Consider the following 11,972-nt stretch of genomic DNA (forward strand, 5'->3'; position numbering starts at 1 on the left):
CGCCATCCTGCCGCTGCTGCTGTGCACCGGCATTTACTTCGCGCTGGCGGCGGCCGTCAACAATCAGTTTCCGCTCATGCTGAGAAACCAGGGTTTCGACAAGTCGGTGCTTGGCATTGTGGTTTCTTGTGCTGCGCTAGGCGGCGTGCTTGGCAGTCTGCTCCCCATGGGACGCAATGCCGAGAGGGCAGGCCTCGGACCACTGCTTGCGCCGGCGTTCGTGTCGTGTGCCGTGTTCATCGCCATTGGCGGCATCTTCCGGTTGCCGTTGCGTCCGGCCGAGTGGCTGCTCGCGCTCGCGTTCTTCGTGACCGGTCTCATGGGTGCACGCTTCAGGGTCGAGTGCCGACTGTTTATCGCCCGGCGTCTCGCAGATCAGGTGGCGGGCGCGAGTGCAGCCCTGCAATCCGCGGGGATGTTCGTGCAGTTCATCGCGCCGTGCGTGGGTGCTGTACTGACGAGCCTGCTGTCTACCAGCGATGTCTTCATGGTGCTTGGCTGCGTCGCGGCGGCTTGCCTCACGGCTGTAGCCTTACGTTTTAGCAAGCAGCCGCAGGTTGCCGGGCTTGCCGTCGCCGCCGACACAGATTGTCGATAAGCGCTATGCTTTTTGTTTCACGCAACCGGCAACCTGTTCCTCTCGCGGAGTCCACCATGCAATACCGTAAATTCGGCCGCACTGGCCTGAGCGTTTCACGTCTATGTCTCGGCACGATGACATTCGGCTTGCAAACCGAAGAGGCGGTCTCGCACCGCATCCTCGACAAGGCCGCGGAAGCCGGCGTCAACTTCATCGATACCGCGGACGTCTATCCGCTGGGCGGTGGGGAAGACCTCGCGGGACGCACCGAAGAAATCGTCGGCCGCTGGTTGAGGGGCAAACGCGACCGCTTCATCCTTGCCACTAAAGCAGTGGGCAAGGTTGGGCCGTCGTCATGGGATCAAGGCGCGTCGCGCAAGCACCTGCTCGATGCCATCGACACGTCTCTTCGACGTCTCGGCACCGACTATGTCGACCTGTACCAGTTGCACTCCGACGATCACGAAACGCCGCTCGACGAAACATTGGAGGCACTCGACATCATCGTGCGCTCGGGCAAGGCACGCTATGTGGGCGTATCGAACTTTCTGGCTTACCGGCTAGCGCGCGCATTGGGGCGCGCGGATGTGCTGCGTGTGACGCGCTTCGTCTCCGTTCAGCCGCGTTACAACCTGCTGTTCCGGCAGATCGAACGCGAGTTGCTACCGCTCTGCGGAGAGGAACACCTGGCGGTGATTCCATATAACCCGCTGGCAGGCGGCCTGCTGACCGGCAAACACCGCCACGACGCTCAACCGGAGGCTGGCCGCTTCACCGAAACGGTTGGCAAAGCCGGCGCGACGTATCAGGAGCGCTATTGGCATAAGCGCGAATTCGACACCATCGAAAAGCTGAAGGGCATCGCAGCGGACGCTGGCGTATCGCTGACGAAAACGTCACTCGCCTGGGTGCTCGCGAATCCGCACATCACATCGGCCATCATCGGCGCAAGCAATCCTGATCAATTGACGGACACGCTCAGCGCGATCGACCTCACACTGAACGCCGAATTGAAAGCGCAACTCGACGATGTGACGCACGAATATCGTTGGGGTGACGCGGCACGCTAAACGGCCAAAGCGGAGATGCGATTACCAACCGGCAATCGCATCTCTCACGTCGATTACTCGAAAATGCCCGTACGCTGGGTCGCTTCCGGCAACTGCCGGGTGTCACGCAATGAACGCGGATGCCAGAGCTTCGCCCCGCCTTCAATGCCCGCATCGTTCGATACGACCGCAACATTAGCGGGCAGCTTGAAGTTCAGGCGCGCGGCGTTGCCGCCACCTATCCACAGCTTGTCGTAGTTCACGAGCGAAGCCAGAATCCCGATCACTTTCTCGACGCGGTGGTTCCAGCGCTTGTTGCCCGCCTGCATGCGCGCCGCGTCGCCGATATATTCGTCGTACGCGCGGTTCTTGCTGACCGGGTGATGCGCCAGCTCCAGATGCGGCATCAGCTCGCCGTCGCGAAACAGTGCCGTACCCGCTCCCGTGCCAAGCGTCAGCACGAACTCAATGCCATGACCTTGGATCGCCGCAAAGCCCTGTACTTCGGCGTCGTTGATCATACGCACCGGCAAGCCACCGAGCCGTTTGGCTAGCGAATCGGCAAGCGGAATGTCATGCCAGCCTTCGTCGCCGAAATGCGGTGCCGTCAGCACGCGGTTGTTGCGCACGAAACCCGGAAAGCCAATCGAGATGCGCGCAGGCGCATGCTCTGCAATCAGCGGCTCGACCAGCTTCACCAGCGTATCGACGAGTTGCTCGGGCGTGCACGGATGCGGTGTCGCCACGCGCAGACGCTCGGTGACCATCTTGCCGTGCGTGTCGATGATCGCAGCCTTCAGACCGGTGCCGCCCACATCGATGGAGAGGATGTACCCCGCGCTGTGCCTGACGGTGCTTTTAGCCGCGGGTTTGGCTGCAGTCCGGGCCGCAGGCTCGGCCGCGGCTTTCACCGCAGGCTTCTTCGCCGCACGTTTAGCAGTGGTTTTAACGGTGCTGCTAGCACTGCTCTTGACGTTACCTTTGACGTTGGTCTTACGTGTCGCCACGGTGGTCCCCTGGTAGTGTGGTGTTTAGCCTTACTTCTTCGCGTCCGCGTCCTTGTCCTTGCTTAAAGGCCGCCATGCATGACCGTTGCGGGCCAGCAGTGCATCCGCCTCAGCCGGACCCTGGCTGCCCGCCGGGTAGCCATGCACCGGCAGCGGACTGCCCTTCGGATGCAACACGTCGTCCACTGCGGCCCAGCTCGTTTCGATGCTGTCGGCACGCTGAAACAGCGTCTCGTCGCCGAGCATGCAGTCGTACAGCAGTGTTTCATAGCCGACGTTCGGCTGTTCATCGAAGAAGTCGCCATAGTTAAAGGACGACTGCACAGCGCCCATCTGCATGATTGGCCCCGGCGCCTTCACGTTGAAATCGAAACTCGTGCCGTGCGTGGGATCGATGCGCAAGGTCAGCACGTTAGGCGTCAGCGCATTGACGGGGGTGTCGCGAAACAGCCGGAACGGCACCGTTTTCAGTTGCACCGAGATCTCCGTGCGACGCGCCGCAAGCCGCTTGCCGGTGCGCAGATAGAACGGCACGCCGGACCAGCGCCAGTTTTCGACGAGCACGCGCGCCGCGGCATACGTCTCCGTCTGGCTGTCGGGCGCCACGTCGGGCTCCTGCCGATAACCCGGCCCTGCCGGTCCCTTCTCGTACTGTCCGAATACCACGTCATCCGGTTTTACCGGCTGGATAGCGTCGAAGATATCGGCTTTCTTGTCGCGTACCGCTTCGGCATCGAAGGAATTAGGCGGTTCCATGGCGACCATGCCGAGCAACTGGAACAGGTGGTTCGGCAGCATGTCGCGAAACGCGCCGGTCTGTTCGTAGAACGAGCCACGCCCTTCCACGCCGATCGTCTCGGACGCCGTAATCTGTACGCAGTCGATGTACTCGCGCCGCCAGATCGGCTCGAACAAGGCATTCGCAAAGCGCACGGCCATGATGCTCTGCACCGTATCCTTGCCGAGAAAGTGGTCGATACGATAGACCTGCTCTTCCTTCGCATTACTCAGAATATGTTCGTTCAGATCGCGAGCGGAGGCAAGATCCGTACCGAACGGCTTCTCGATCACGATGCGGCGGAAACCTTTGCCGTCGTCGCCTTCCTTGAGCAGGCCGGCCTTGCCTAGATGCTCGACAATCGGCTTGAAGAAGCGTGAACTGACGGCGAGGTAAAACACGACGTTACCGCCGGGCGTGTTTTCGAGCTTCTGTTTCAGGGCGGAAAACGTGTCGTCGCTTTCGAATTCCCCCGCCATATATTCGAGGCGCTGCGCGAGCGAACTCCACGCCTTGTCGTCGAGCTTCGAGGTGTGGAAGGTGCTGGCCTTGTCGGCCGCAAACTGTTGCAGGGCCTTGTACAGATCGTCGCGCCACGCGCTGGTTTCGACCTGGCCGTGGTTCACGCCGATGATCTTCATCTGCGGATCCAGCAGACCGTCGACGGTCAGGTTGTACAGCGCGGGCATCAGGAGGCGTTTAGTGAGATCGCCGCCCGCGCCGAAGATCACGAGGGTGCACGGCGGCGCCGGGTGTTTGCCTGCCGGTACGACAGGAGTGGAAGACTGCGCGCCGGCAGAGGAGGAACTTGAATCAGGTGCGTTCGAAGGAGTCGACATAGGGTTCACTTGATCGAAGTAAGCCAGTGGAACAGACGTGGCAATAGAAGAAAGACCAGGGCCGCCGCCGCACAGTTCAAAATCAGTTACGAATCGTCTGCCTGCAGGGTGACTGTAATACGCCTGACCCTGCCCTCCCCCTTCATTTTGCGCTGCGCCTACTTGGTGGCCAAGGCCGGCTCAGCCTCTGCTGGCGCCGGCACATCGCCGCTCTCGCCCGTCGCGCGCGGCTGCAGTAACAACGCAACGAGCCCGCTCCAGCCGGTCTGGTGCGAAGCGCCGACGCCACGGCCATTGTCACCGTGAAAGTATTCGTGGAACAGCACGAGATCGCTCGAACGCGGGTCGGCTTGCAGCAGCGGATACGCGCCCATCACCGGGCGCTCGCCGTTGCTGTCCTTGAGAAATAGCGTAGTGGCGCGCCGTGCGAGCTGGTCGGCGATTTCGCGCAACGAGAACTTCTGGCCGGAACCGGTTGGAAACTCCACGCGGAAATCGTCGCCGTAGTAGCGGTGAAACTCGTACAGCGACTCGATCAGCAGATAGTTGACCGGCATCCAGATCGGCCCACGCCAGTTCGAATTGCCGCCAAATACACGCGAGTCCGATTCGGCCGGCAGATACTTGACGCAAAAGCTGTCGCCGTTGTGTCTGAAGACGAACGGCTCGTCGCGATGCACCCGCGAGAGTGCCCGTACGCCGTGATCGGAAAGGAATTCTGATTCATCGAGGGCACGGCGCAACAACGCCTTCATCCGGTGTCCGCGCAACAGCGACAGCAGCAGGGCGTTGCCCTTGCCAGGTTCATCCCAGCGCGAGACCAGTTTGGCAAGATCGGGACGGTGCTCGAGGAACCAGAACAGCCGGTCACGCAGACCCGGCAGGGCGTGCAGACGCTCTTCGAGCACATGCACCGCAAACAGCGGGATCAAGCCGACCATCGAACGCACCCGCATCGGCTCGCTGGTGCCGTCGGGCAGTCTCAGCTTGTCGTAGAAGAATTCGTCAGCGCTGTCCCACAAGCCGGTCTCGCAGTCGTCGTCGCAACTGACCGCCTCGGCAATGTACAGGAAGTGTTCGAAGAACTTCACGCCGATATCGACGAACACGTGATTGGCAAATGCCAGTTCCAGTGCGATGCGCATCAGATCGAGCGCGTACGCCGCCATCCATGCGGTGCCGTCGGCCTGATCGATGTGACCGCCGGTCGGCAGGGGCGACGAGCGGTCGAAGATGCCGATGTTGTCCAGCCCAAGAAAGCCGCCCTGGAAAATATTGTGGCCGTCGGCGTCCTTGCGGTTCACCCACCACGAAAAATTCAGCAGCAGTTTGTGAAACACCAGTTCGAGGAAATCGCGATCGCCTTTGCCCATGAGCGCCCGGTCGATTTCATAGACGCGCCACGCGGCCCACGCGTGCACCGGCGGGTTGGCGTCGCCCAGGGCCCACTCGTAGGCCGGCAACTGACCGTTGGGATGCTGATAGCGGTCCTTGACCAGCAACAGCAACTGCCGCTTGGCGAACTCCGGGTCGATCAGCGCAAAGGCTGCGGCATGGAAGGCGAGATCCCATGATGCGTACCACGGGTATTCCCACTTGTCGGGCATCGAGACGATGTCCGCGTTGCACAGGTGACGCCAGTCGGCGTTGCGGCCGCGCTTGCGATTTGCATCAGGCGTGGGTTGCGCCGGGTCGCCATCCAGCCAGCGCTGGACGTCGAACTGGTAGTACTGCTTCGACCACAGCATGCCGGCCAGCGCTTGCCGCTGCACAAGCCGCGCGTCGGGATCGTGAATCTCGTGCTGCAATGCCGCATAAAACCCGTCGGCTTCGGCAAGGCGGCGGGCAAACAGCGCGTCGACATCGAGCGGCACGTCATCCGGCGCGGACTCGGGACGCCAGCGCATATAAATCACCGCGCGGCCGTAGGGCGCGAGCTCAAGCGGCACGTGGGCCGCCGCCTTGGTGCCGCTGTCGGACCGTACCGCTTGCGTATCACCGTGCAGGAGGTACTCGTTGATGCCGTCCTTGAACGGACCCGCCCCGTCCATATTGAAGAGGCGTTTGACATTGGTGTCGTTTTCGCAGAACAGCCAGGTCAGTTCGGGCGTGTCTTTCGACCACGCGGTCACCACAAACGAATCATGTCCTTGCTGGCGCCCAAGCAGAGACGTTTCGCCGCGTGCCGCTTGTTTAGTGAGCGAGGGGCGGTCTTTCGTCTCTTTCCACGACCACGTATTGCGAGCCCAGATCTGCGGCAGCACGTCGAGCGAGGCAGACTTGTCCGCACGGTTTTCGACCGTGACACGCATCACGATGTCTTCGGGCGTGTGCTTGGCGTATTCGACCTGTACGTCGAAATAGCAGTTGTCGTCGAACACGCCGGTATCGAGCACTTCGTATTCGGGCATGTCCGCGCCGCGCCGCGCGTTCTCCTGCACCAGATCGTCATACGGATACGCGGCATGCGGATACTTGTACAGCATCCGCATATAAGAATGGGTGGGCGTGCCGTCGAGGTAGAAATACAGTTCCTTGACGTCCTCGCCGTGATTGCCCTGCGAGTTGGTGAGGCCGAACAGGCGCTCCTTGATGATCGGATCCTGGCGATTCCAGAGCGCGAGCGAGACGCACCAGTTCAGCTTGTCGTCGCCGAAGCCGGCAATGCCGTCCTCGCCCCAACGATAGGCGCGGCTGCGGGCATGGTCGTGGGGAAAGTAGTCCCATGCGGTGCCGTTCGGACTGTAGTCCTCGCGCACGGTGCCCCACTGGCGCTCGCTCAGATAGGGACCCCAGCGCTGCCAGCGGGCGCATTCCCTGGAGTGCAGGCGGGTGCCTTCGATGGTTGCGAGCAGATTGGCGGCACGCAGCGGCGGCATGGAGCGGTTCCTTGCTTTTCGAGCTTGGCGGTGGGACTCACATCCTAGCGCGTTTTGCTCAAGGGGTGCGGCGGCGTGGGCTTATCCGGGGCTTGCCCCGTGCCTGCTCCGCAGCCCACCGTGCGATTCACCCATTCGCCAGCATCCGCTTAACCCGCAGCAATTCCCCCAGCGACCAGGCCTGGAACGGCGTGCCGCCCGGATGATGCGGTGCATCACCGTCGGCGACCTCGCAGAGGTGATCAAGGCCGTCGCGGTCGAGATACTCGATCAGCGGCGCAAGAAAGCGCGTGCGCGCCTGGGCCCGCGCACCTTCAGCCGGTTGATTCACGCGCAGCCATGCCTCGACGAACGGGCCGATCAGCCACGGCCACACCGTCCCCTGGTGATAAGCGCTGTCACGCTCGACCTGACCGCCCGCATAGCGTTCACGATAGGCAGGATCGGACGGCGCCAGGGTGCGCAAGCCAAGCGGCGTCAACAGATGCGTCTCGACCTGTTCGACCACTGCGCGCGCCGCCGCGCCTTCGAGCAGCGGAAACGGCAAGCCTCCCACCGCGAAAATCTGGTTCGGCCGGATCGAGCGATCGATTTTGCCAGGCACGTGGTCCGCGTCGACGTTGTCGAACAAAGCGCCGCTCGCCGGATCCGTGAAGCGCTGCGTAAATGCTTGCGAGGCACGCGCCGCGGGCTCCTGCCACTGTGGATTCCACTTCGCCGCAATGCGCAACGCGTTGATCCACAACGCCTGAACTTCTACGGGCTTGCCGATGCGCGGCGTCACGACCCAGTCGCCCACCTTCGCATCCATCCACGTCAGTTGCACACCTGGCACCCCGGCGCGCAGCAAGCCGTCGTCATCGGCGCGGATGCCGAAGCGGGTGCCGCGGCTGTAGCCTGTTAGGATCGCCTCGACCGCCTGCTGCAGACGCTTGCGTGTGCCATCGCAGGCTTGCTCTGCGGCTAGGTAGTCGTGCACGGCAACCACAAACCATAGCGACGCATCGACGGCGTTGTATTCCGGCGTGCTGCCATAGTCGGGAAAGAGATTGGGCAACATGCCTTCGGAGATCGTGCTGGCCCACTCGAGCAAGATCGACTCCGCCGCTTCGTGACGGCCCGACGCCAGCAACAAACCACGCATCGCGATAAACGTATCGCGGCCCCAGTCGGTGAACCATGGGAAGCCCGCGACCAGCGTGCTGCCTTTCTCGCGCGCAACAAGGTAAGCGTCCGCTGAGCGATGCAGTGGCGACGCGAATGCGCTGCGACGCGCAAATTCGGCGTCGGCCAGCGCCTGCGCGCGTTCGACAGTCGGCGTGGCATCGGCTTGCGGGCCCGTGCGCAGAATCATCAGTGCTGCGCCGTCGGCGAGCGAGAAGGTGAACACACCCGGCGTCGCAAGATCTTCGCTGAAATCGAGGCCGCGTTCGCGCTCTCGCACATAGCAGAAGTTTCGATACCAGTCCGGCGCATGGTCGTACGTCCCGTTGGTCGACGCGTGAATCGCCGGCAGGTCACCGTATGGCTGCCAGCTCACCTCGGCCCGTGCATCATCCGTCTGCGCATTGAAATTGAACGCGGCGTTCTCGTGATGCAGTGCGTGATAGTCGCGGCCCGATAAAAGCGGCCGCACCTTCAACGTATAACGGCTCGCGGCTTCAGCGCTCGCACTGCCCGGCGCAAGACGCCAACGCAAGACCGTCTCGCAGCTCGCCTTCGCAACGAACACCTCGGCGATCAGTACCACCTCCCCGTCGAGCTGGAAGCGCCACGTCGGCCACGGTTGCGTGTCGAAACCGAGCAGGCTGGACGACACGTCGGGATACACCACGTCTGGCACATAACGCTGCATGGTGAGCGGATAGCGCGTGCCGTCTGCTTCGAGCCACGCTTCGACACCATTGACGAGCGCGACGCGCCCTCCAGGTGGATGCGTCGCCGTCAGCAGCAGCGCGTGATAACGGCGCGTACGCGCCGTGCCGACTGTTCCCGATGCGAAGCCGCCGAAGCCGTCCGCCTCGAGCCACTCGTATTCGAGCTGGAAGGAATCGAAAGTTTTGTCGATGCGCGTCATTTTTACACCCACCTTTTTTGCTGTCCAGATCTTACCGATTTAATGAAACAGCAAGGAAAAATCGCCAGATTTGCGCTCGGCATTATTTCTAATAACTTTCCGAATTCCAAAAAATAGCCATCAACTTCGCATCGCGCAAACGTTACACCGTATTTCATAATATTTTCTTGAAGTCACTGGAGACTGCATCCCGCTACCCCGAACGAGGATGCAGACATGCGAAATTTCCAGGTCGCGGCCACAGCCGTAGTCGTTGCACTCACAACCGTTTTATTGACCGCCTGTGGTCCGGACGACAGCAGTTCGGCAAGCGTCGGACAAAGCAATGCCGCAACCAATACAGCAACACCTGCGGCCACACCGTCAGCCCCTCAGACAAACCTGGCGGCAACGCCTCCCGCATGGGGCGCGCCAGCCGCGCTAGCGGGCACCGCTACGCCTGGCGCGACCGCCGCATCGGACAGCGCTGTGCACAGCGTGGAGGCAAGCCTCGCAGGAGACAGCCAGCAGGTTACTCCCGTGCTGCGCTATGCGCCCGGCGACAGCGACCCGAGTGGCCACAGCAATTAACCAACGGATTACCCCCAGCGCACGAGACGCGCTATTCTTTCCCCCCGCAGAAGGTGATAACCAATGACCTCAAACAGCCGTCGCCGTTTCCTGCAGACAGTTGCATCATCCGCCGGTGCCGCCGCCGCGTTGGCCGCATTCCCTGAATCGATCCGCAATGCATTGGCGATCCCGGCCAATTCGCGCACCGGAACGATCGAGGATGTCGAGCACATCGTGGTATTCATGCAAGAGAACCGTTCGTTCGACCACTACTTCGGCCACATGCGCGGCGTACGTGGTTACAACGACCGATTCCCGATTCCGCTGCCGGGCGGCCAACAGCCGGTGTGGTATCAGCCGTCCAAAGAGAACGCGGCGCAACCGGTTCTGCCGTTCCACCTGAACACGCAGACCACCAGCGCACAATGTATTGGCGATCTCGACCACAACTGGTACCCGACGCACTATGCCATCAACAACGGCGCGTACAACCAGTGGCCGCAGTACAAGACTGACATGACTATGGGCTACTACCTGCGTAGCGACATTCCGTTTCACTACGCACTGGCCGACGCGTTCACCATGTGTGACGCCTACTTCTGCTCGATGCCGGGCCCGACACACCCGAACCGCTCGTATCTGATGACCGGTATGGTCGACCCGAGCGGCACGATGGGCGGACCGCTGCTCGACAACAACGACTACGTGGACGGCGATGGGCCGCCGAAGTATGCGCTGCTCTCGTGGACGACGTATCCCGAACGTCTGCAGGCTGCGGGCATTTCGTGGCAGGTTTACCAGCAAGGGCTGACCGGCGCCGATCCGCTGAACGGCAACTACGGCACCAATATCCTGCAGAACTTCGTCAACTATATCAACGCACAACCGGGCTCGGCACTTTACGAGCGCGCACAGACGGTGCGCACGATTGTCGATCTGAAGAACGACGTGCTCGCGGGCAACCTGCCGCAAGTATCGTGGCTGTGCCCGCCGGCAGCGTATTCGGAACACCCGAGCTATACGCCCGCTTATGGCGCGGAATATACCTCGCAGATCATCGAAGCGCTGACGTCGAACCCGGAAGTCTGGAGCAAGACCGTACTGTTCATCATGTACGACGAGAACGACGGCTTCTTCGATCACCTCGTGCCGCCGCAACCGGCAACGACCGCGGCTCAGGGTCAATCGACGGTCAGCGTGGCGGGCGAAATCCACAACGTGGTGAATCCGCTGCGTGGCGGCAGCTACACCGCCGACGGCCTGCCGTACGGCCTCGGACCGCGCGTGCCGATGACGATCGTCTCGCCGTGGACCAAGGGCGGCTTTGTCTGCTCACAGGTGTTCGATCACACGTCGGTGATCCGTTTCATCGAGAAGCGTTTTGGCGTCACGGAGCCGAACATCACGGAATGGCGCCGCGCCGTATGCGGCGACCTGACGACGGCGTTCGACTTCCGCACGCCGGATGCGACGATGCCGCCGCTGCCGGACACCAGCAACTACATCAACATGGCCAACAACCAGTGCGCCGTGAATCCGGCGCCGGTCGTGCCGGCCACGCCGGGTCCGTTCGACGCGCAGGAATCGGGCATCCGTTTTGCCCGTGCGCTGCCGTATGAACTGCACGTGAACGGCAAGGTGGATGTCAAGGCGAACACTTTCACGATCGATCTCGCCAACACCGGCGCGCACGGTGCGCACTTCTACGTCTACGCAACCAACCGCACCGACGGCCCGTGGCGCTACACCGTCGAAGCAGGCAAGTCGTTGACGGAGACTTTCGATCTGACCTCGACGATCGGCGTCTACACGTTCGAAGCGTTCGGTCCGAATGGTTTTGTCCGCAAGTTTGCAGGCAATGCCGTTCAGACGCAGAGCAGGAACAGCAAGCCGTCGCTGCCGGAAGTCCGCACGCACTACGACGTAGCAAACGGCAACGTGTACCTGAAGCTCACCAACAAGGGCAATGGCATCGCCCGCCTGACGGTGATCGACAATGCGTACGGTGCGCGTCCACGTCAGGTGATCGTGCCGGCTGGCGCGGAGATCGAGGAAGCATGGGTGCTGGCGTCGAGCCACCACTGGTACGATCTGACCGTCAGCAGCAATGACGACGCCAGCTACAGCCGCCGCCTCGCCGGCCACGTCGAAAACGGCCGTCCGAGCATCAGCGACCCGGCCGCTGTCGCGCCGACGTTGACGGTGGTCTGA

8 protein-coding genes are annotated in these 11,972 nt (G+C 62.0%); 4 read left to right on the forward strand and 4 right to left on the reverse strand.

The features are described 5' to 3' along the window. Positions 1–598: MFS transporter (locus tag M0954_RS03955; protein WP_297351749.1), on the forward strand; the 598-nt coding region annotated here is incomplete at its 5' end. 56 nt (positions 599–654) lie between these two features. Continuing rightward, positions 655–1,650, forward strand: a complete 996-nt coding sequence (locus M0954_RS03960; RefSeq protein ID WP_123386572.1) for an aldo/keto reductase — start codon at positions 655–657, stop codon at positions 1,648–1,650. Between the two features lie 53 nt (positions 1,651–1,703). On the opposite strand, the gene M0954_RS03965 is transcribed toward M0954_RS03960, so the two are convergent. The 4 genes from M0954_RS03965 to M0954_RS03980 form a co-directional block, all read right to left on the reverse strand. Then, positions 1,704–2,459 (reverse strand): ROK family protein, encoded by a 756-nt coding sequence (locus M0954_RS03965; protein WP_297351768.1) that lies wholly within the window; start codon positions 2,457–2,459, stop codon positions 1,704–1,706. Positions 2,460–2,666: 207 nt separating this feature from the next. Continuing rightward, entirely contained in the window at positions 2,667–4,253 is a 1,587-nt protein-coding gene (zwf, locus tag M0954_RS03970) for a glucose-6-phosphate dehydrogenase (protein ID WP_123386573.1), read from the reverse strand. Positions 4,254–4,411: 158 nt separating this feature from the next. Then, complete coding sequence (locus M0954_RS03975) at positions 4,412–7,132, reverse strand: glucosidase (protein ID WP_297351751.1); 2,721 nt, start codon at positions 7,130–7,132, stop codon at positions 4,412–4,414. Between the two features lie 127 nt (positions 7,133–7,259). Continuing rightward, complete coding sequence (locus M0954_RS03980; RefSeq protein WP_297351753.1) at positions 7,260–9,209, reverse strand: amylo-alpha-1,6-glucosidase; 1,950 nt, start codon at positions 9,207–9,209, stop codon at positions 7,260–7,262. Positions 9,210–9,425: 216 nt separating this feature from the next. Between M0954_RS03980 and M0954_RS03985 the strand changes: the two genes are divergently transcribed. Then, on the forward strand, positions 9,426–9,779 hold the full coding sequence (locus M0954_RS03985) for a hypothetical protein (RefSeq protein ID WP_148079475.1): 354 nt from the start codon (positions 9,426–9,428) through the stop codon (positions 9,777–9,779). A 63-nt stretch (positions 9,780–9,842) separates the two neighbouring features. Further along, positions 9,843–11,972 (forward strand): phosphocholine-specific phospholipase C, encoded by a 2,130-nt coding sequence (locus M0954_RS03990; RefSeq protein ID WP_133893930.1) that lies wholly within the window; start codon positions 9,843–9,845, stop codon positions 11,970–11,972.

It is taken from the genome of Paraburkholderia sp., from assembly GCF_026225065.1.
Taxonomy (GTDB): Bacteria; Pseudomonadota; Gammaproteobacteria; order Burkholderiales; family Burkholderiaceae; genus Paraburkholderia.

Coding starts and splice junctions, on each gene's coding strand:
- zwf (WP_123386573.1), bottom strand. CDS start 4,253: ATGTCGACTCCTTCGAACGCACCTGATTCAAGTTCCTCCTCTGCCGGC.
- M0954_RS03980 (WP_297351753.1), bottom strand. CDS start 9,209: ATGACGCGCATCGACAAAACTTTCGATTCCTTCCAGCTCGAATACGAG.
- M0954_RS03975 (WP_297351751.1), bottom strand. CDS start 7,132: ATGCCGCCGCTGCGTGCCGCCAATCTGCTCGCAACCATCGAAGGCACC.
- M0954_RS03985 (WP_148079475.1), top strand. CDS start 9,426: ATGCGAAATTTCCAGGTCGCGGCCACAGCCGTAGTCGTTGCACTCACA.
- M0954_RS03990 (WP_133893930.1), top strand. CDS start 9,843: ATGACCTCAAACAGCCGTCGCCGTTTCCTGCAGACAGTTGCATCATCC.
- M0954_RS03960 (WP_123386572.1), top strand. CDS start 655: ATGCAATACCGTAAATTCGGCCGCACTGGCCTGAGCGTTTCACGTCTA.